Source organism: Mycoplana azooxidifex, assembly GCF_014196765.1.
GTDB classification, from domain to species: domain Bacteria; phylum Pseudomonadota; class Alphaproteobacteria; order Rhizobiales; family Rhizobiaceae; genus Mycoplana; species Mycoplana azooxidifex.
In genome coordinates, this window is the sequence record NZ_JACIEE010000004.1 from 169005 (window position 1) to 189965 (window position 20961).

Annotated in this window: 17 protein-coding genes and 1 riboswitch; of the genes, 5 read left to right on the forward strand and 12 right to left on the reverse strand. The window is 64.9% G+C overall.

Going from position 1 to position 20961, the window contains the following annotated elements:
• Window positions 1-13 precede the first annotated feature (13 nt).
• The 10 genes from GGQ64_RS10110 to sdhC form a co-directional block, all read right to left on the reverse strand.
• Entirely contained in the window at window positions 14-3010 is a 2997-nt protein-coding gene (locus GGQ64_RS10110) for a 2-oxoglutarate dehydrogenase E1 component (RefSeq protein ID WP_183803092.1), read from the reverse strand.
• A gap of 154 nt (window positions 3011-3164) precedes the next feature.
• Window positions 3165-4067 carry a succinate--CoA ligase subunit alpha gene (gene sucD, locus GGQ64_RS10115; RefSeq protein ID WP_183803095.1) on the reverse strand — a complete coding sequence of 301 codons (903 nt, stop codon included), beginning with the start codon at window positions 4065-4067 and terminating at the stop codon, window positions 3165-3167.
• A 16-nt stretch (window positions 4068-4083) separates the two neighbouring features.
• Window positions 4084-5277, reverse strand: coding sequence for an ADP-forming succinate--CoA ligase subunit beta (gene sucC, locus GGQ64_RS10120; protein ID WP_183803098.1), 1194 nt, complete (start codon window positions 5275-5277; stop codon window positions 4084-4086).
• 28 nt (window positions 5278-5305) lie between these two features.
• Window positions 5306-6268 carry a malate dehydrogenase gene (mdh, locus tag GGQ64_RS10125; protein ID WP_183803101.1) on the reverse strand — a complete coding sequence of 321 codons (963 nt, stop codon included), beginning with the start codon at window positions 6266-6268 and terminating at the stop codon, window positions 5306-5308.
• A 180-nt stretch (window positions 6269-6448) separates the two neighbouring features.
• Window positions 6449-7630 (reverse strand): cell division protein ZapE, encoded by a 1182-nt coding sequence (zapE, locus tag GGQ64_RS10130; RefSeq protein WP_183804233.1) that lies wholly within the window; start codon window positions 7628-7630, stop codon window positions 6449-6451.
• 42 nt (window positions 7631-7672) lie between these two features.
• Entirely contained in the window at window positions 7673-8227 is a 555-nt protein-coding gene (locus GGQ64_RS10135; RefSeq protein ID WP_183803104.1) for a protease inhibitor Inh/omp19 family protein, read from the reverse strand.
• Window positions 8228-8426: 199 nt separating this feature from the next.
• On the reverse strand, window positions 8427-9206 hold the full coding sequence (locus tag GGQ64_RS10140) for a succinate dehydrogenase iron-sulfur subunit (protein WP_183803107.1): 780 nt from the start codon (window positions 9204-9206) through the stop codon (window positions 8427-8429).
• Window positions 9207-9224: 18 nt separating this feature from the next.
• A complete protein-coding gene (gene sdhA, locus GGQ64_RS10145; protein WP_183803110.1) occupies window positions 9225-11066 on the reverse strand; it encodes a succinate dehydrogenase flavoprotein subunit in 1842 nt (613 codons plus the stop codon).
• A 6-nt stretch (window positions 11067-11072) separates the two neighbouring features.
• Window positions 11073-11453: a succinate dehydrogenase, hydrophobic membrane anchor protein gene (gene sdhD / locus GGQ64_RS10150; protein ID WP_183803113.1), complete on the reverse strand. Its 381-nt coding sequence runs from the start codon at window positions 11451-11453 to the stop codon at window positions 11073-11075.
• Between the two features lie 12 nt (window positions 11454-11465).
• A complete protein-coding gene (gene sdhC / locus GGQ64_RS10155) occupies window positions 11466-11858 on the reverse strand; it encodes a succinate dehydrogenase, cytochrome b556 subunit (protein WP_183803116.1) in 393 nt (130 codons plus the stop codon).
• Window positions 11859-12166: 308 nt separating this feature from the next.
• Here sdhC and GGQ64_RS10160 point away from each other — a divergent pair, with 308 nt between their 5' ends.
• Complete coding sequence (locus GGQ64_RS10160; protein ID WP_183803119.1) at window positions 12167-12883, forward strand: hypothetical protein; 717 nt, start codon at window positions 12167-12169, stop codon at window positions 12881-12883.
• A gap of 115 nt (window positions 12884-12998) precedes the next feature.
• Here the strand turns inward: GGQ64_RS10160 and GGQ64_RS10165 are convergent, their stop codons facing one another.
• Window positions 12999-14834, reverse strand: a complete 1836-nt coding sequence (locus GGQ64_RS10165) for an ABC-F family ATP-binding cassette domain-containing protein (protein ID WP_183803122.1) — start codon at window positions 14832-14834, stop codon at window positions 12999-13001.
• Between the two features lie 3 nt (window positions 14835-14837).
• Entirely contained in the window at window positions 14838-15497 is a 660-nt protein-coding gene (locus GGQ64_RS10170; protein ID WP_183803125.1) for a thiamine diphosphokinase, read from the reverse strand.
• A gap of 95 nt (window positions 15498-15592) precedes the next feature.
• Window positions 15593-15706: riboswitch (TPP riboswitch) on the forward strand.
• Window positions 15707-15792: 86 nt separating this feature from the next.
• Here GGQ64_RS10170 and thiB point away from each other — a divergent pair.
• The 4 genes from thiB (at window position 15793) to GGQ64_RS10190 (ending at window position 20954) form a co-directional block, all read left to right on the forward strand.
• Entirely contained in the window at window positions 15793-16767 is a 975-nt protein-coding gene (gene thiB / locus GGQ64_RS10175) for a thiamine ABC transporter substrate binding subunit (RefSeq protein WP_246422579.1), read from the forward strand.
• A gap of 47 nt (window positions 16768-16814) precedes the next feature.
• The gene (gene thiP / locus GGQ64_RS10180) at window positions 16815-18428 is read left to right on the forward strand and encodes a thiamine/thiamine pyrophosphate ABC transporter permease (RefSeq protein WP_183803131.1); all 1614 of its coding nucleotides are present in this window, start codon (window positions 16815-16817) and stop codon (window positions 18426-18428) included.
• Window positions 18421-19161 carry a thiamine ABC transporter ATP-binding protein gene (locus GGQ64_RS10185; RefSeq protein ID WP_183803134.1) on the forward strand — a complete coding sequence of 247 codons (741 nt, stop codon included), beginning with the start codon at window positions 18421-18423 and terminating at the stop codon, window positions 19159-19161. Before thiP ends, GGQ64_RS10185 begins: the two co-directional genes overlap by 8 nt.
• A 284-nt stretch (window positions 19162-19445) precedes the next feature.
• Window positions 19446-20954 carry a M48 family metalloprotease gene (locus tag GGQ64_RS10190; RefSeq protein ID WP_183803137.1) on the forward strand — a complete coding sequence of 503 codons (1509 nt, stop codon included), beginning with the start codon at window positions 19446-19448 and terminating at the stop codon, window positions 20952-20954.
• Window positions 20955-20961 lie beyond the last annotated feature (7 nt).

Genomic DNA, 20961 nt, shown 5'->3' on the forward strand with positions numbered 1-20961 from the left:
CGCCACCCTCCCCTTAGCCGCCGAGCGCGTCCTCGAGGAACGCCGCCAATTGTGCGAGGTGCTTCGACATCAGGCCCGTCGCCGGCGAAGCTGCTGCCGGACGGCCGGTATAGCGGACGCGCTGGTGCTTGGCATCGATGTGGGCGAGCACCCACTCCAGGTACGGGTCGATGAACGACCAGGCGCCCATGTTCTTCGGCTCTTCCTGGCACCAGACCATCTCCGCATGACGGAAGCGCGACAGCTCGTTGATGAGTGCCTTGGCCGGGAACGGGTAGAGCTGCTCCAGACGCAGCAGGTAGACGTCGTCGACGCCCCGCTTCTCGCGCTCTTCGAGCAGGTCGTAGTAGACCTTGCCCGAGCACATGACGACGCGGCGGATCTTGGCATCCTTCTGCAGCTTGATCGGGCCGTCCTTGATCACCTCTGCGTCGTCCCACAACAGGCGGTGGAACGAGCTTTCGCCGGCAAGCTCCGACAGGCTCGAGACCGCCCGCTTGTGGCGCAGCAGCGACTTCGGCGTCATCAGGATCAGCGGCTTGCGGAAGTCGCGCTTGATCTGCCGGCGCAGGATGTGGAAGTAGTTCGCCGGCGTCGTGATGTTGGCGACCTGCATGTTGTCTTCCGCGCAGAGTTGCAGGAATCGCTCGAGGCGGGCCGAGGAATGCTCCGGTCCCTGGCCCTCGTAGCCGTGCGGCAGCAGGCAGACGAGGCCCGACATGCGCAGCCACTTGCGCTCGCCCGACGAGATGAACTGGTCGAACACCACCTGCGCGCCGTTGGCGAAGTCGCCGAACTGGGCTTCCCACAACGTCAGCGCATTCGGCCGCGCCAGCGAGTAGCCGTATTCGTAGCCGAGCACCGCTTCTTCCGAGAGCATCGAGTTGATGACCTCGTAGCGGCCCTGGGTCGGCGACAGGTTGGCGAGCGGAATGTAGCGCTCTTCGGTTTCCTGGTCGTAGAGAACCGAATGGCGCTGCGAGAACGTGCCGCGCTCGCTGTCCTGGCCGGACAGGCGGATCTTGGTGCCCTCGACGCAGAGCGTGCCCAAGGCGAGCGCCTCGCCCATCGCCCAGTCGAGGCCTTCGCCGGTCTCGATCATCTGGGCGCGGTTATCCATGAAGCGCTGGATCGTGCGGTGCGCCTTGAAGCTTTCCGGAGTGGTGGAGAGCTTGCGGCCGATCTCCTTCAACTGCTTCATCGGCACCGAGGTCTTGCCGCGACGCTGCTCGTCGGCATTGTCGGCGGCGCGCAGGCCAGACCACACGCCGTCCAGCCAGTCGGCCTTGTTCGGCTTGTAGGACTGGCCGGCGTCGAACTCCTGTTCGAGCCTGGCGCGCCAATCGGCCCTCATCTTCTCGAATTCGCCTTCGGTGATCAGCCCCTCGTCGATCAGGCGCTGGCCGTAGATCTGCACGACCGTCCTGTGGGCGCGGATCGCCTTGTACATCTTCGGCTGCGTGAACGCCGGCTCGTCGCCTTCGTTGTGGCCGAAGCGGCGGTAGCAGAACATGTCGAGCACGACCGGCTTGTGGAACTTCATCCGGTATTCGGTCGCGATCTTGGCGGCGTAGACGACCGCTTCCGGATCGTCGCCGTTGACGTGGAAGATCGGCGCCTCGATCATCTTGGCGACGTCGGACGGATAGGGCGACGAGCGCGAGAAGGCCGGATTGGTGGTGAAGCCGATCTGGTTGTTGATGATGACGTGCATCGTTCCGGCGACGCGATACCCGCGCAGGCCGGAAAGGCCGAGGATTTCGGAAATGACGCCCTGGCCGGCAAAGGCTGCGTCGCCGTGGATAAGCAGCGGCATGACCTTGGCACGCTCGCGCAAGGGGATGATGTCGCCCTCGAAGACCGTCGCCATCTGGTCCTGCTTGGCACGCGCCTTGCCCATCACGACCGGGTTGACGATCTCCAGGTGAGAGGGGTTCGCCGTCAGCGATAGGTGGACCTTGTTGTTGTCGAACTCGCGGTCGGAGGAAGCACCGAGATGGTACTTCACGTCGCCGGAGCCTTCGACGTCGTCGGGTGCGTAGGAGCCGCCCTTGAACTCGTGGAAGATCGCCCGGTGCGGCTTGGCCATCACCTGGGACAGCACGTTCAGGCGGCCGCGATGGGCCATGCCGAGGACGATCTCCTTCAGCCCTTCCTGCCCGCCGCGCTTGATGATCTGCTCGAGCGCCGGGATCAGAGATTCACCGCCGTCCAGACCGAAGCGCTTGGTGCCCTTGTACTTGACGTCGATGAACTGCTCGAAGCCTTCCGACTCGATCAGCTTCTGCAGGATCGCCTTCTTGCCTTCCGGCGTGAACTCGACCCCCTTGTCGGGGCCCTCGATGCGCTCCTGGATCCACGCCTTGATCTCCGGATCGGAGATGTGCATGAACTCGACGCCGAGCGTCGAGCAGTAGGTGCGCTCGAGGATCTCGATCATCTGCGGGATCGTCGCGTATTCGAGACCCAGCACATTGTCGAGGAAGATCGGGCGGCTGTAGTCCGCTTCCGAGAAGCCGTAGGACTTCGGCGACAGTTCGTCGTAGTCCTCCACCGGATCGGCAAGGCCGAGCGGGTCGAGCTTGGCGTGCAGGTGGCCGCGCATGCGGTAGGCGCGGATCATCATGATGGCGCGCACGCTGTCGCGGCTCGCCTGTTGGACGTCGCTGGCATTGACCGGGACGCCGGTCGAAACCGCAGTCTCCTCGGCCTTGGCCTTGACCTTCTTCTCCACGGCCTTTTCGACCGTGCCCCAGTCGCCGTCGAGCGCCGACACCAGTTCGCCATTGGCGGCGATCGGCCAGTTCTTCTTCTTCCAGGACGCGCCCTGTGCCGCCTTCGCGATGTCGGCGGACCGGTCGTCGAGAGCCTTGAAGAAGCCCTGCCATTCGGGCGCCACGGAGGATGGATCCTGCTCGTAGCGGGCATAGAGCTGTTCGATATAGGCTGCATTGGCACCGTCGAGGAACGACGTCACCTGAAACTGTTCGTTGGCGTCTTGTCTTGCCATGGTCGCTCGCGGGCGCCGCGCCCGCCTCCTGACTTCAATCGACCCCGGAAGGTGCGCCCGGGGGAAACGCCCGCCCGCAAAGCTCGTCCTCGTCGACGGGCCGGGCGATGGGAACAGGCAGCCGGCGCTGGGCCGGCCGCCCCTGTCGTTCGTCTCAGCCCTTCAGGACTTCGACGAGTGTCTTGCCGAGGCGCGCCGGAGAAGGCGACACCTTGATGCCGGCCGCTTCCATGGCGGCGATCTTCGATTCCGCGTCGCCCTTGCCGCCGGAAACGACGGCACCGGCATGGCCCATGGTGCGGCCCTTCGGAGCGGTACGACCGGCGATGAAGCCTGCCATCGGCTTCTTGCGACCCTTCTTGGCCTCGTCGATCAGGAACTGCGCTGCCTCTTCCTCGGCCGCGCCGCCGATTTCGCCGATCATGATGATCGACTGGGTGGCTTCGTCGGCGAGGAACATCTCCAGCACGTCGATGAACTCGGTGCCCTTGACCGGGTCGCCGCCGATGCCGACAGCCGTCGTCTGGCCGAGGCCCTCGTTCGACGTCTGGAACACGGCCTCATAGGTCAGCGTACCGGAGCGGGAGACAATGCCGACCGACCCCTTGCGGAAGATCGAGCCCGGCATGATGCCGATCTTGCATTCTTCTGGCGTCAGGATGCCCGGGCAGTTGGGGCCGAGCAGGCGCGACTTGGAGCGGTCGAGGCGAGCCTTGACGCGCACCATGTCCAGAACCGGAATGCCCTCGGTGATGCAGGTGATGAACGGGATTTCGGCGTCGATCGCCTCGATGATCGCGTCCGCAGCACCTGCCGGCGGGACGTAGATCACGGACGCGTCGGCACCGGTCTTTTCCTTGCCTTCGGCAACGGTTGCGAAAATCGGCAGGCTTTCACCCTTCGAGCCGGTCCAGGTCTCCCCACCCTTCTTCGGGTGGATGCCGCCGACCATCTGCGTACCGTAATAGGCGAGCGCCTGTTCGGTGTGGAAGGTGCCGGTCTTGCCGGTCAGGCCCTGGACGAGGACCTTGGTGTCTTTGTTGACGAGAATAGACATGTATCAGGTCCTCAAATTAGGCGTTGATCGCCGCGACGATCTTCTTGGCGGCATCGTCCAAATCGTCAGCTGCCGTGATCGCCAGACCCGACTCGTTCAGGATCTTCTTGCCGAGCTCGACATTGGTGCCTTCGAGGCGCACGACGAGCGGAACCTTCAGGCCGACTTCCTGCACGGCGGCGACAACGCCCTCGGCGATGACGTCGCACTTCATGATGCCGCCGAAGATGTTGACCAGGATGCCCTCGACCTTCGGGTCGGCCGTGATGATCTTGAAGGCCGCAGCAACCTTGTCCTTGCCGGCGCCGCCCCCGACGTCACAGAAGTTCGCCGGCTCCTTGCCGTAGAGCTTGATGATGTCCATCGTCGCCATGGCGAGGCCCGCACCGTTGACCATGCAGCCGATGTTGCCGTCGAGCGCAACGTAAGCGAGGTCCCACTTGGAGGCTTCGATTTCCTTGGCGTCTTCTTCGGTTTCGTCGCGCAGCGACTTCACGTCGTCGTGGCGGAACAGCGCGTTGCCGTCGAACGACATCTTGGCGTCGAGAACGCGCAGGTGGCCGTCCTTCATGACGATCAGCGGGTTGACCTCGAGGAGCGCCATGTCCTTTTCGCCGAAGGCCTTGTAGAGCGCCGGGAACAGCGCCTTGGCATCTTCTGCGGCAGCACCCGAAAGCTCGAGAGCCTTGGAGATCTTGGCAACGTCGTCAGCCGTCACGCCGGCTTCCGGGTCGATGGCGATCGTGTGGATCTTCTCCGGCGTGTCGTGGGCGACAGCCTCGATGTCCATGCCACCCTCGGTCGAAACTACGAAGGCGACCTTGCCGACCGAGCGGTCGACCAGCAGCGAGCAGTAGAGTTCGCGGTCGATGTCGGCGCCATCCTCGATATAGAGGCGGTTGACCTGCTTGCCGGCCTCGCCCGTCTGCGCGGTCACCAGCGTGTTGCCGAGCATGTCCTTGGCGTGGGCGACGACTTCGTCGATCGACTTGGCCAGGCGAACGCCGCCCTTGGCGTCGGGGCCGAGTTCCTTGAACTTGCCCTTGCCGCGACCGCCGGCATGGATCTGGCTCTTGACCACGTAGAGCGGGCCGGGAAGCTTCTTCGCAGCAGCCTCGGCCTCTTCGACCTTGAGGATGGCCACACCTTCGGCGACCGGTGCGCCGTAGCCCTTCAGGAGAGCCTTGGCCTGGTATTCATGAATGTTCATGGGAATCCCTCTCTCTTGGCCGAAGCGATTACTTCAGCGCCGGAGCGATGTTGATGCAGGCTTCACAAAGTCCGGCGACGGCGCCGACAGACTTGTCGAATGCTTCTTGCTCGGTCTTGTTGAGATCGATCTCGATGATGCGCTCGATGCCGCCGGCGCCGATGATGGTCGGCACGCCGACATACATATCCTTCACGCCGTACTGGCCGGAAAGGTAAGCGGCGCAAGGCAGAACACGTTTCTTGTCCTTGAGGAAGGATTCCGCCATCTCGATGGCCGAGGCAGCCGGAGCGTAATAGGCAGAACCGGTCTTGAGCAGGCCGACGATTTCGGCGCCGCCGTCGCGGGTGCGCTGGATGATTTCTTCGAGGCGCTCCTTGGTGAGCCAGCCCATCTTGACCAGGTCGGTCAGCGGAATGCCGCCGACAGTCGAGTAACGGGCGAGCGGCACCATGGTGTCGCCGTGGCCACCGAGAACGAAGGCCGTGACGTCCTGGACCGAAACCTTGAATTCTTCCGACAGGAACAGGCGAAAACGCGACGAATCCAGCACGCCGGCCATGCCGACCACCATGTTCTTCGGCAGGCCGGAGAACTTCTGGAGAGCCCAGACCATGGCGTCGAGCGGGTTGGTGATGCAGATCACGAAGGCGTTCGGGGCATACTTCTTGATGCCGGCGCCGACCTGTTCCATGACCTTGAGGTTGATGCCGAGCAGGTCGTCGCGGCTCATGCCCGGCTTGCGGGCGACGCCGGCGGTGACGATGCAGACGTCGGCGCCCTCGATCGCCGCGTAGTCGCTGGCGCCGGTGAGCGAGGCATTGAAGCCTTCGACGGGCGAGGACTGGGCGATGTCGAGACCCTTGCCCTGCGGAACGCCGTCGGCGATGTCGAACAGAACGATGTCGCCCAGTTCCTTCAGGCCGGCCAGATGCGCCAGCGTGCCACCGATCATTCCAGAACCAATAAGTGCGATCTTCTTGCGCGCCATGAAAGTGCTTCCTTTGCGATCCATCTCCGATCGGTCGGCGTCGCAAACGCCGGGACCGTCCGGGCAAACGGATTAGCGCCCAAAGCCTTAAATATCAACTAATACTTTTTGGTATAGATATTTCAATCGGTTAGATCATCATTTTCTTACGTAAACGTAAGAAAATCTGTCGCAAGGTCGTCACAATTCTACCGCGTTCCGCCGATGGTTTTCCGCATACTCGACGCTGCGGATCTCGATCAGCCGCGAAACCGTCCGGTCGAATTCGAAGCCTTCCGTTCCCTTCTTCGCAACCAGAAGGCTCTCCGGCGCCGCCGCGGCGGAGGCGAACAGGCGGGCGCCGTGATCGTAGATCGTGTCGACGAGGTTGATGAAGCGCTTCGTCTCGTTGCGCCGGTCGGGACCGAGAAAGGGAATATGGTCGACGAAGATCGTGTCGTAGCGCTTCAGGACGGCGAGGTAGTCGGCAGCACCCAGCGGCTTTTCGCAGAGATCGGCGAAGGCAAAGCGGGCCGCCCGTCCGGCGGCGGCGGGAACGGCGATCTCGCGCCCCCGGAAGCCGATGGTCGCCGGCTTCACCTCGTTCCCCGCCGTCTCCCGCGTCCAGGCCCTGTCCATGGCCTGGTCCGCCTCCGCCCCGAGCGGATGACGGAACACGGGCAGGCCCTCGTCCTTCTCCAGCCGGTAGTCCGTCCCCGAATCCAGCGCGACGATATCGACGTGCTTCTTGAGCAGGTCGACGAAGGGCAGGAACAGGCCGCGGTTGAGGCCGTCCTTGTAGAGGTTGTCCGGCTCGACATTCGAGGTGGCGACCAGGATGCAGCCGCGCGCGAACAGTTCCGAAAACAGCCGTGACAGGATCATCGCATCGGCGATATCCGTCACGGAAAACTCGTCGAAGCACAGAAGCCGTGCCTCCGCGATCAGAGCCTCGGCCACGGGCGGCACTGGATCGGCCTGCTTGGTCTCGCCGTTCTTCAGCTTCTGGCGATGCTGGTGGATGCGATCGTGCACATCGGCCATAAATTCATGGAAATGGGCCCTGCGCTTGCGCTTGATCGGCACGAGCGAGAAGAACAGGTCCATGAGCATGGTCTTGCCGCGGCCAACCCCGCCATGGATGTAGAGGCCGCGTGGAACTGCGGATTTCTCCGGCTTGCGCGCGGCGAACAGCCAGCCGAGCGCACTCGACTTGCGCGCCGGCCGCTGCGCCTGGATGGCGTGAAGAAGCACATCGAACCGCTGTGCCATCGCGGCCTGCAGCGGGTCGGCCTGCATCTCGCCTGCAGCCACCTTCGCCTTCAATTTGTCGGTGACGCCGTGTTCCGGATAGGCGGAGACCTTGTCCCAATCCTGCTTCATGGGCACTGCAGAAGATCTCCGTGAGGAAAGAAATATACGCGATCAGCGCGACAGGCTGATCGGCTGGCCGCCGCTGGTGGAACCGTCGAAGCGCGAGTCGGCGGTCTTGTAGAGACGCGCAATCTCGTTGCCGTCGCGATTCTTCAGCACGACCTGCTTGCCGGCCACTTCCCATGAGCCCATCTGCGTCAGCTCGCCTGCGCAGCCGCGGGTGCCGCCGCGCGAGCCGGAACCGAGGTTGGTGAGCGTCAGGAACATGTCGCACGAGGTCGGGCCGTTGCTGACGCGCCAGTTGCCGACCATGCCTTCCTTCTTGACGTCCAGCGCCGCAGCCGAAGCGCCGGCATCGGCACCCGGAACGCCGCCCGCGCCTGGCGTCGCCATGGCCGTGTCCGTCGTGGGCGCGGCGGGAAACTGGGACGAGCCGCCGCTGGTGCTGGTAGAGGGATCGGGAAGCTGGCTGGAAGAGACCGTGCCGACCGGCGCAGGCTGCAGCGGTGCGGTCGGCTGCGTATCGACGCCGCCCATGGAAGTCCGCTGGCAGCCGGCCAACGCCAGCGCCATCATCAGTCCGCCTGCCACCTGTACAATCCGCATGTCGAAACTCCTGCCCCTTCGTCGATGCCCTGCATATGCGACAATCATGGCGGATTACCGTGAATCGAAGGTTTAAATCAAGTCTTAGCCATCATGTTTCGCCGCAGCCCATGGCCACCGCACCCGATTGACGCCGGCGACCCCTCATGAAAATGCCGGGCGCGAGGCCCGGCATTTGCAATGTTTCGCCCAAGTTGGGTCAGAGCCGCCGCTCGACCAGCATCTTCTTGATCTCGCCGATCGCCTTGGCCGGGTTCAGCCCCTTCGGGCAGGCCTGGGCGCAGTTCATGATCGTGTGGCAGCGATAGAGGCGGAAGGGATCCTCGAGATTGTCGAGGCGCTCGCCGGTGGCCTCGTCGCGGCTGTCGATCAGCCAGCGATAGGCCTGCAGCAGCACGGCCGGGCCAAGATAGCGGTCGCCATTCCACCAGTAGCTCGGACAGGAGGTCGAGCAGCAGGCGCACAGGATGCACTCGTAGAGGCCGTCGAGCTTCTGCCGGTCCTCGTGGCTCTGCTTCCACTCCTTGGCCGGCGTCGGCGTCACCGTCTTCAGCCAGGGCTCGATCGAGCGGTGCTGGGCGTAGAAGTGCGTCAGGTCCGGCACCAGGTCCTTGACCACCGGCATGTGCGGCAGCGGGTAGACCTTCACGGCACCCTTCACCTCGTCCATGCCCTTCGTGCAGGCGAGCGTGTTGGTGCCGTCGATGTTCATGGCGCAGGAGCCGCAGATGCCCTCGCGGCAGGAGCGGCGCAGCGTCAGCGTCGGGTCGATCTTGTTCTTGATGTAGAGCAGCGCGTCCAGCACCATCGGGCCGCAGTCGTCGATATCGACATAGAAGGTGTCGATCGACGGGTTCTTGCCGTCGTCCGGACTCCAGCGGTAGACGCGGAGTTCGCGGGTGTTGGTGGCACCGGCCGGCTTCGGCCAGACCTTGCCTTCGGTCATCTGCGAATTCTTCGGAAGTGCGAGTTCAACCATGTCCAGCGTTCCTCGGGATCAGTAGACGCGGGCCTTGGGTTCGATCTTCTTCGGATCGATCCCTTCGGCGATGAGGTCGGTGTGGACCGGCCGGTAGTCGAGCTTGACGTTGCCGTTCGCGTCGACCCAGGACAGCGTGTGCTTGCGCCAGTTGACGTCGTCGCGGCCGGCGAACGGGCCGGACGTATAGTCCTCGCGGGCGTGGGAACCACGGCTTTCCTTGCGGGCTTCGGCGCCGACGACGGTGGCGATCGCGTTGGCCATCAGGTTTTCCAGTTCCAGCGTCTCCACCAGGTCGGAGTTCCAGATGAGCGACCGGTCGGTGACCTTGATGTCGGCCATCTCGTCCCAGATCTCCTTCATGCGGCGGCAGCCGCTCTCCAGCGATTCCTGCGTGCGGAACACGGCCGCGTCGTCCTGCATGGTGCGCTGCATCTTGTCGCGCAGCACCGCCGTCGGTGTGTTGCCATCGGCGAAGCGCAGCCGGTCGAAGCGTTCCATGATCCTGTCGCAGGCCGCCGTGTCGAGCGCGGGGATGGGGGCGGCGCGGTCGATCACCTCGCCGGCGCGGATGGCAGCCGCACGGCCGAACACCACGAGGTCGATCAGCGAGTTGGAGCCCAGGCGGTTGGCGCCGTGCACCGAGGCGCAGCCGGCTTCCCCGACCGCCATCAGGCCGGGCGCGACGCGCTCCGGATTGGCGCTGTCGGCGTTGAGAACCTCGCCCCAGAAGTTCGTCGGAACGCCGCCCATGTTGTAGTGCACGGTCGGCAGAACCGGGATCGGTTCGCGGGTGACGTCGACACCGGCAAAGATCTTCGCGCTCTCCGAAATGCCGGGAAGCCGCTCGTGCAGCACGGCCGGATCGAGGTGGTCGAGGTGCAGGAAGATGTGGTCCTTGTTCTTGCCGACGCCGCGGCCCTCGCGGATTTCCATCGTCATGCAGCGGGAGACCACGTCGCGCGAGGCAAGATCCTTGGCCGACGGCGCGTAACGCTCCATGAAGCGCTCGCCCTCGGAATTGACCAGGTAGCCGCCTTCGCCGCGCGCGCCTTCGGTGATCAGGCAGCCCGAGCCGTAGATGCCGGTCGGATGGAATTGCACGAACTCCATGTCCTGCAAGGGCAGGCCGGCGCGCGCGATCATGCCGCCGCCGTCGCCGGTGCAGGTGTGCGCCGAGGTCGCCGAGAAATAGGAGCGGCCGTAGCCACCCGTCGCCAGCACCACCATCTTGGCGGAGAAGCGGTGGATCGTGCCGTCGTCGAGGTTCCACGCGACGACGCCGGTGCAGCGGCCGTCGGCCGACATGATCAGGTCGAGCGCGAAATACTCGATGAAGAACTCGGCGTTGTTGCGCAGCGACTGGCCGTAGAGCGTGTGCAGGATGGCGTGGCCGGTCCGGTCGGCGACCGCGCAGGTGCGCTGCACCGGCGGGCCCTCGCCGTAGTTCTGCATGTGGCCGCCGAACGGCCGCTGGTAGATCTTGCCTTCCTCGTTGCGCGAGAAGGGAACGCCGTAGTGCTCGAGCTCATAGACCGCCTTTGGCGCTTCCATGGCGAGATACTGCATGGCGTCGACGTCGCCGAGCCAGTCGGAGCCCTTGACGGTGTCGTAGAGGTGCCACTGCCAGCTGTCCGGCGTCATGTTCTGCAGGGAGGCGGCGATGCCGCCCTGGGCTGCGACCGTGTGCGAACGGGTCGGGAAGACCTTGGTGATGCAGGCCGTCTTCAGCCCCTGCTCGGCCATGCCGAGGGTCGCGCGCAGTCCCGCGCCGCCCGCCCCCACCACGACCACATCGAAGGCATGATCCACATACTGATAGGCTTTGCCGCTTGTCGCCGGCGAGGAATTCGGTGCCATGGTGCGTTATCCTGCGAACGCGATCTTCAGGACGGCGAAAAGACAGAGCCCGCCGACCAGGACCGCAAAGAAGGTATTGAGCATGAGGAGGACGATCTTGATGCCTTCCGCGTGGACATAGTCCTCGATGATGACCTGCATGCCGAGCTTCATGTGGTAGAGCGCGGAAAGCACGACCAGCGCCATCAGCACCGCGACGATCGGGTGCGACAGCGCCGCCCGGACCTCGGCATAGGGCGCGCCGGCGTAGCAGACGAGGAAGCCGACGAAGAAGAGCATCAGCGGCACGTTGGAAACTGCCGTCAGCCGCTGGCGCCAGAAGTGCTCCGTGCCTTCCTTGGCCGAGCCGAGTCCGCGAACGCGGCCGAGAGGTGTACGCATGTCCATGATTGTTGTTCCTCAGCGCACCAGATAGCCGATCGCCCAGACCAGCACCGTCAATGCAAGCGATACGACCAGCGACGCCTTGGCTACCTTCGTGGCGAAATGCTTCTCGTACCCGTATCCCGTGTCCCAGGCGAAGTGGCGAAAGCCGCCCACCATGTGATGGAACAGGGCCCAGGTATAGCCGACTAGGATCACTTTGCCGATCCAGGTCCCGAAGAACCAGTTGACCCAGTTGAAATAATCCTCACCCATCGCTGTTGCGATCAGCCACCAGGCCACGAGCACCGTGCCGAAATAGAGCGCACCGCCGGTGATGCGATGCACGATCGACATGACCATGGTGGGGATGGGCTTGTAGATCTGGAGGTGCGGCGAGAGCGGCCGGCCTTTTGTGACATTCGTCATCAGAACCCTCACGGAAATCCCGGAGAATGGCCCCGATATCTGGACATTTTCACTCCGGAATTGCACGTCTTTGTGTGCAATGCAGTGTCTGCGACGTTTAATCGCCGGAATGCGGAACCACAAGTGTCATCGACGGGCAAAATCAATTTAATCGATTAAGACAAAAGTGTGGTGATGAGGGGCCTCCGGGACCGTTAACCATTGTTAACGTTTCTTACCGGTTCCTTAACCAAGCCAGTGACTTTCCAGCGATATTGGCCCAGAGTGGCTGCAAGGATCTGTTAAGCGTAACCTGGAGGCGAAACAGAATGAGTCTGTTTTCCCGAGCCTGCATGACTGCAATCGCGCTCGCCACCCTTTCATTTTCGATCGCCATGGCACCCATGGCAGAGGCACGCGACCGCAACGAAGGCGGAAGCCACCGCAGTTTTTCCTCGCACAGCTCAACCCGCTCAGTCTCCACCCGTGCGGACAGGGGACGCGACGACACCTGGAAACGCAGGCACCATGTCGACCGCGACCGGACGCGCGACGTCATCCGCGGCTCGACGAGCATGCGCACCCGGGCGTGGACCCTGCGCCGCGCCGACCGCTGGGATCACCGCGACTGGAACCGCGGAAACTGGGATCGGGAACGCTGGGATCGGGCACGCTGGGACCGTGGAAACTGGAACCGCAGCCGCCAGGCCGGCTGGGACTGGCGCTTCGACGGGTCGCGCCGTGATGGCGACGCATGGGGCAATCGCGCTCGCCCCTACTACCAGGGGCCGGCCCGGCCCTATTATGCCGAAGGCCAGGACCATGACCGCAGTGGCCTCGGCAACAACTTCTATGGCGGCTCGATCTCCGCCTATGAGGATCCGGGCAACGGCAACTATTTCTATTTCGATGGCGAGTATGGCGATGCATCCGGCGGCTTCCCGTCCGTCCGGCCGCAATACGGCGCCAAGGTCATTGCCGTGACGCCGGAAACCGAGACCGCAAGCTGCAGTTGGGAAGCCGGCGTCTGCGTCATCCGCCCATAGCTGCCGGTATCTTCGACAGGCGGGGACGATCGTTCCCGCCTTGAGATTGACGTTCGATCCGCCGCAGAACAACGACGGCGGCGCCGCGTGTGAAGCCTCCGGATCGAGGTCCCCTTCAGCCTTCCAATTCCTCGCGCAGCATTTCCAGCTCGAGCCACTCCTCTTCCATGCGCGTCAGGTCGGTCCGCAGCGTCTCCAGTTCGCCGGCAAGGCGGTTGAAGGTAGCCTGGTCTTTCGAAAACAGCGCCGGGTCGGCCATGGTCTCCTCGCGCCTGGCGATTTCGGACTGGATCTTCTCCATCTCCTTCGGCAGGCTTTCGAGCGCGAACTTCTGCTTGTAGGAAAGCTTGCCCCTGGCCTTGTCGCCCGGCCTCTCGGCCGGAGCGGCGTCGCTGGTCCTCGTCTTATCCGCCTTCTCTGCCTTCTCCGCCTTGCGGCGCTCTTCGATCGCGCCGCGCCGCTGGGCCATCATGTCGGAATATCCGCCGGCATATTCTATCCATCGCCCGTCCGGCGCCTCCGGATTGGCGGGCGCGATCGTCGAGGTGACGGTGCGGTCGAGAAAGTCGCGGTCGTGGCTGACGAGGATGACGGTACCGGAAAAGCCGGCGACGATCTCCTGCAGGAGATCCAGCGTCTCGATGTCCAGGTCGTTGGTCGGCTCGTCGAGGATCAGCAGGTTCGTCGGCCGCGACAGGATGCGGGCCAGCATCAGTCGCGCGCGTTCGCCGCCGGAGAGGTTGCGGATCGGCGTGCGCGCCTGCTCCGGCTGGAACAGGAATTCCTTCATGTAGCCCGTCACGTGCCGCTGCTCGCCGTTGACGATCAGGCTCTCGCCGCGCCCATCGGTGAGATAGTGCGCAAGCGTATCGTCCGGGTTCAGGTCCTCGCGGCGCTGGTCGAGCGTGGCGATCTCCAGATTGGTGCCGAGCTTGACCGTGCCGCTGTCGGGCGCGAGCTGGCCCGTCAGGATCTTCAGAAGCGTCGTCTTGCCGGCACCGTTGGGGCCGACCAGGCCAATGCAGTCGCCGCGATGCACCCGGATCGAGAACGGGGCGACGATCGTGCGCTCGCCGTAGTTCTTCGTGACCTTGTCCGCCTCGATCACCAGCTTGCCGGATTCCTGTGCGTCGGATGCGGTCGCCTGCACCGTGCCCTGCGGCCCCTTGTGGCCGCGGTGGCGCGAACGCATGGTCTGCAGTTCGCCGAGGCGGCGCATGTTGCGCTTGCGCCGCGCCGTCACGCCGTAGCGCAGCCAGTGCTCCTCGCGCTGGATCGCCTTGCCGAGCTTGTGTTGCTCCAGCTCTTCCGCTTCCAGCACTTCGTCCCGCCACGCCTCGAAATGGGCAAAGCCGCGGTCGATCCTGCGCGAGGTGCCGCGGTCGAGCCAGACGGTGGCATTAGAGACCTTCTCCAGGAACCGCCGGTCGTGCGAAATGACGACGAGCGCCGAGCGGCTGCGCATCAGTTCGTCTTCCAGCCATTCGATGGTCGGCAGGTCGAGATGGTTGGTCGGCTCGTCGAGCAAAAGGATATCCGGCTCCGGCGCCATCACGCGGGCGAGTGCCGCGCGCCGCGCTTCGCCGCCCGACAACGTCTCGGGATCCTCCGCCCCGGTCAGCCCGAGATGCGACAGCAGGTAGGTGACGCGATAGGGATCGTCGCCCGGGCCGAGGCCGGCCTCCGCATAGGCGGCGACCGTGGCGAACCCTTCGAAATCGGGGGCCTGCTCCAGGTAGCGAACGGTGGCGGACGGGTGGCGGAACACCTCGCCGGACTGCGCCTCGACCATTCCGGCGGCGATCTTCAGCAGCGTCGACTTGCCGGAACCGTTGCGACCGACAAGGCAGATGCGATCGCCCGGCTCTACCTGCAGGTTCGCGCCGTCGAGCAGCGGCGTGCCGCCGAAGCTCAAGGATATGTCGTCGAGTTTCAGAATGGGCGGTGCCAAGCGTCAGGTTCCTGAATGGTCATAGGGCCGGGCGAGCAGGACGGCGCGCCCGGCGGCAAGGGTGAGGGTGACGGGGCCGAGCGCGACGTTGGAAACCGTGCGCGAGGAACCGAACGGCAGGTCGAACCCGGCCAGCGGATAGCGGACGTTCTCGATCGACAGGCCGGAGAGCGCCGACAGGCCGAGGACCGAGAACAGGCTCCTGTCCGGCAGCGCGACCGTGGTGCAGCCGGGGAGCAGCGGCCAGGCCTCCTCGAGGCCGGAGGTCAGGGTGATGTCGAGCCCATCCTCCTTGAGCGCGACGGCATGAAGAAGGTGCATCAGCGCATGGTCGCTGCGCTCGCCGCCGAGGGCGCCGGCGAGAACGAGCTTTCGCGCCCCGCGCTCCAGCGCTGCCGAGACGGCAATCTCCCCGTCCGTCGCATTCTTGGCCGCCGGATAGGGCTCGCGCGGGACATGGGCCCAGGTCGCAAGATCCTCCGGCGAGGCGGAATCGAAATCGCCGACCCAGACCTCGGGCGTGATCCCGAGTGTGGCGGCATGGCGCATGCCGCCGTCGGCCGCAATGAAGCGGGCGCCGGCAACCGACGCCGTGAACCGCGCGGTGGGTTCGAGCGTTCCTCCGAGAAGGACGACAAAGAGCTGGTCGGCGGCGTTCGTCATGGGCACACCGTCTAGCGCATGTCGCCCGCGAATGGAAACGCCTTTCCGCCGTGCCGACCCGCTTGCAAGCGGGGCCGGGGCGGACTAATGCTTGCCTTGCTCTAACGGGGTGCCCGACCATCGCAGGATGGACCGGGCTGAGAGGCCAAGGCCAACCCGCGGAACCTGATCCGGTTTGTACCGGCGGAGGGATTAGACGGCACATCCGGCGCCCTATTCCCGTTTTTTGGATTTGAAGGAGGCACCGATGCGCAAGACGCTACTTTCCGCCCTGGCACTACTTTCCGCAGCGTCCATGACAGTATCCATGGCCCTGCCCGCACAGGCGGCGGACAAGACGCTGACCATCTATACCTATGAAAGCTTCGTCACCGAATGGGGGCCCGGCGCCAAGGTGGCGGCGGCGTTTGAAAAGACCTGCGACTGCAAGGTCGAATGGGTGGGCGTCGCCGACGGCGTCGAACTGCTGACACGCCTGAAGCTGGAGGGCGAGGGAACGAAGGCGGATATCGTCCTCGGCCTCGACACCAATCTGATAGCCGAAGCCAAGGCGACCGGCCTGTTCGTTCCGCACCAGCTCGCCCCGCAGGGCTTGACCGTTCCGGGCGGGTTCTCGGACGACACCTTCCTTCCCTACGACTACGGCCATTTCGCCGTCGTCTACGACACCGAGGCGCTGAAGAACCCACCGAGGAGCCTGAAGGAACTGGTGGAGGGCGATCCTGACGACAAGATCGTCATCGAGGATCCGCGCACCTCGACGCCGGGCCTCGGCCTGCTGCTCTGGGTCAAGTCCGTCTACGGCGACAAGGCCGGCGAGGCCTGGGCGAAGCTGAAGGACCGCGTCCTGACCGTGACCCCCGGCTGGTCGGAGGCCTACGGGCTCTTCACCAAGGGCGAAGCGCCGATGGTGCTGTCCTACACCACCTCCCCAGCCTATCACATGGTGGCGGAGAACACCGAGCGCTACCAGGCGGCCGCCTTCTCCGAAGGCCACTACGTCCAGATCGAGGTTGCCGGCATGACGAAGACCGCCGACAATCCCGAACTGGCCAAGGCGTTCCTCACCTTCATGACCGGGCCAGGCTTCCAGCCGATCATTCCCGAGACGAACTGGATGATGCCGGTTGCCGCAACCGATGCGCCGCTTCCGGCAGCCTTCGACAAGCTGGTTAAGCCGGAGCACACCTTCCTTTATGCGGCAGACGAGGTCGCGGCGAACCGCAGGGCCTGGATCGACGAATGGCTTTCGGCCATGAGTGCAAAGTAGGAAGCTGGCGGCGAGGGCAAGACGCCGCCTGCTGGCGAGGCACCGGGATGTACACCACGCGCGAAGCATCAGCGATTGTCCGGGCCGGCGGCATCGTCCTGGCCTCGATCCTGCTGTTTGCCGGTCTCTCGACGGTGGTCCTGCTCTTCCATGCCGAAGGCGGCGCCGGCGGCGCGCTGTTCGATGCCTACCTCTTCGGCGTTGCCCGCTTCACGCTGCTGCAGGCGAGCCTCTCCACCGTCCTTTCGGTGGCGCTCGCCATTCCCGTCGCCCGGGCGCTCGCGCGGCGCCGCCATTTTCCCGGGCGCAACTGGATAGTCCGGCTGTCGGCGCTCCCGCTTGGCCTGCCGGCGCTGGTGGCAACGCTCGGCATCATCGAGGTCTGGGGCCGCCGCGGCATCGTCAACCAGGCTCTCGCCACGCTCGGCCTCGACAATCCCGTCAGCGTCTATGGCCTGGCCGGTATTCTCATCGCCCATGTGTTCTTCAACCTGCCGCTCGCAGCCAGGCTGCTGATGGCGGGGCTGGAGCGTATTCCGCCCGAATACTGGCTGACCTCCGCCAATCTCGGCATGGGATCGGGCGCGGCCTTCCGGCTGATCGAGTGGCCGGTCATGCGCGGCCTGCTGCCGGGGATCGCCGGCCTCGTGTTCATGCTCTGCGCCACCAGCTTCACGATCGTGCTGACGCTGGGCGGCGGCCCCGCGGCGACCACGATCGAGGTCGCGATCTATCAGGCGCTGCGCTTCGATTTCGATCCGCCGCGCGCCGTGATCCTCTCCGTCCTCCAGATTGCCCTGACCGGCACACTGCTCTATTTCATGCGGCTATTGGGCACGCCCGCCGAGGAAGCGCCGACCGCCGGCCGCGCCATCCGTCGTTTCGACGGCAAGCGCGGGCGGCTTTCGGACGGCCTTGTGATCCTCGCCTTCACCCTGTTCACCGCCGCGCCGCTGCTGGCCGTCGTCGCAGCCGGCTTTGCGTCCGACCTGCCGCGGCTCGCCTTTGACCCGTTGCTGCACAGGGCGCTTGCCACGAGCCTTGCCATCGCGCTCGCCTCGGCGACGCTCTGCCTCGCCGTCGCCATGCCCGCGATCGCGATCGCGCCGCTCGCCGCCGCCGATCGCGCCCCGGCGCCGTTGCGGTATCTCGCAGGCACCCTGCAGGCCACAAGCTCGCTCATCCTGCTGGTGCCCCCGGTTGTGGTCGCGACCGGCTGGTTCCTGATGTTGCGCACATTCGGCGAGGTCGGACGCTTCGCGCCCTATGTCGTCGTCGTCATCAACGCGCTAATGGCCCTTCCCTTCGTCATCCGCGTGCTGGAGCCGGCCTATCGCACGCACATCGCCCGTACCGGCCGGCTCGCCGTCAGCCTCGGCGTCACCGGCTTGCACCGGCTGCGATGGATCGACCTGCCAGCGCTGAAGCGGCCGTTGCTCACAGCCTTCGCCTTCGCCATGGCGCTCTCCTTGGGCGATCTCGGCGCGGTCGCCATCTTCGGGGCGGACGGCGTCGTCACCCTCCCATGGCTCCTGTTCAGCCGCATGGGCAGCTACCGGACAGCGGATGCGGCCGGCATTGCGTTGCTTCTCGGCATCCTCTGCCTGCTGTTGACGCTTCCCTCCACCGCCTCCGGCAAGAATGCGAGAGACGATGCCTGACCATTCCAACCCCGAAGCGGGCGCTCCCGCTATTCGCCTCTACGAGGCAACGGTGCAGTTCGAGCAGAAGCGCCTGGTCTTCTCGTGCGAAATCCCCACCGGCGCCTGCGTCGCCGTGACGGGACCGTCGGGCTCGGGCAAGTCGACCCTTTTCAACGTCATCGCAGGGTTCCAGCCGATAGGCTCGGGAACCGTCGAGATCTTCGGCAAGGACATGGCGGGACGCGAACCTGCCGAAAGGCCGGTTTCGATTATCTTCCAGGAGAACAATCTCTTCGCCCATCTGAGTGTGGAGCAGAATGTCGGCCTTGGCATCGATCCCTCGCTGCGCCTCGGCGCACCCGAGCGCCGGCGAGTGGAGCATGCGCTGACCCGGGTCGGCCTCGAGGGATACGGGGGGCGCAAGCCGGCGCTGCTCTCCGGCGGGGAGCGACAAAGAGTCGCACTCGCCCGCGCCTTCGTCCGAAGTCGGCCGATCCTGCTCCTCGACGAACCCTTCGCCGCGCTCGACCCCGCGATGCGCGCCGACATGGCCGAACTTCTGCGCGAACTTGGCACGGAGACCGGAAGCACGCTGTTGTTCATTACCCATCAGCTGGAGGACGTCCGGCGGCTCGCCGACAGCGCAATGTTCATCGACGGCGGGACAATCGCACTGATGGAACCGATCGGATCCTTTCTCGCGCACCGCGAAATGCCCGCATTGGCGAACTTCCTTGGCATTGATAGATAATACTTTTCGGACCGAACCTGCCATATTTTGGACGCCACACTGTGTCACCGCAGCCACATCGGAAGCCGATTCTGGAATCGGGAGTTGTCGGCCGCGGGCGGTACGACTATCTCTCGACCACGGGTCCGGACAGGATCCATCGGGCATATGCACGATATGTCGGACAGCCGTCGAACAATTCGAACTGACGAGGTTCTCCGACTTCGAATCGGCTACGGTCCGGAAGTCGAGAACGCGCTTGCCTTGCGGGCAGGCGACAAGGTCTGTGAAAGGGCATGGGGCGGATGCTGGAGAGCCTTCAGCATGGAGGTTTGAGCAAGGGACGCAGGACGGTCGCCGCGCGCGCCGCGCTGGTGCTTGCGCTCGCGGGCCTGCTCGCCTCGTGCCAGTCGGCCATTGAGCAAACCTACCAACCGACCGTCGCTCCGTCGTCGACACCCCAGATCGTTGCGGAAGTGCAGAAGAACGATCCGCGCGCAGCCATGGGCGCGCGTGAGCATCCGCGCATCGTCGCCAGCTACGGCGGGGAATACAAGGACGCCAAGACGGAGCGCCTCGTCGCCCGCATTACCGGCGCCCTGACGGCGGTGTCGGAAAACCCCAACCAGTCCTATCGCATCACGATCCTGAACTCGCCGGCGATCAACGCCTTCGCGCTGCCCGGCGGCTATCTCTACGTCACCCGCGGCCTGCTGGCGCTTGCCAACGACGCCTCCGAAGTCGCCGCCGTCCTGTCGCACGAGATGGCCCACGTGACCGCCAACCACGGCATAGAGCGCCAGAAGAAGGAAGAGGCGGAGGTCATCGCCAGCCGCGTCGTCGCCGAAGTGCTCTCCAGCAACATCGCCGGCAAGCAGGCGCTCGCGCGCGGCAAGTTGCGGCTGGCCGCGTTTTCGCGGAACCAGGAGTTGCAGGCCGACGTGATCGGTGTGCGCATGCTGGGCGAGGCGGGCTACGATCCCTATGCCGCCGCGCGCTTCCTCGACAGCATGGCCGCCTATGGACAGTTCAACGCGGTCGATCCCGAATCCGACCAGAGCCTTGACTTCCTGTCGAGCCATCCGAACGCACCCCAGCGGGTGGAACTCGCGCGCCGCCATGCCCGCGCCTTCGGCGCGGAAGGCACGGTGGGAGACCGCGGCCGCGACTACTACCTCGCCGGCATCGACGGCCTCCTCTATGGCGACAGCCCGCAGGAAGGCTATGTCCGCGGGCAGACGTTCCTGCACGGAAAACTCGGCATCCGCTTCGACGTGCCCGCCGGCTTCCAGATCGACAACAAGGCCGACGCCGTGCTGGCAACCGGCCCAGGCGACATCGCCATCCGTTTCGACGGCGTTGCCGACAACCAGCGCCAGAGCCTGGTGAACTACATTTCCAGCGGCTGGGTGACGGGATTGAAGACCGACACGATCCGGCCCGCCACGATCAACGGGCTCGAGGCAGCCACCGCGCGCGCCGCGGCCGACCGCTGGGAGTTCGACGTCACGGTCGTGCGCATCGGCAACCAGATCTACCGGTTCCTGACGGCGGTCCCCCAGGGTTCGCCTGCGCTCGAACCGACGGCCGACGTGTTGAAGTCATCGTTCCGGCAGCTGACGCCCCAGGAAGTGGCTTCGCTGAAGCCGTTGCGCGTGCGTGTCGTCACCGCGCGCGCAGGCGATACCGTCGCCTCGCTCGCCGGCCGCATGATGGGCACAGACCGGAAGCTGGACCTGTTCCGGCTGATCAACGCGATGACGGCCACGAGCACGATAAAGCCCGGCGACAAGGTCAAGATCATTACCGAGTAGTCCGCCT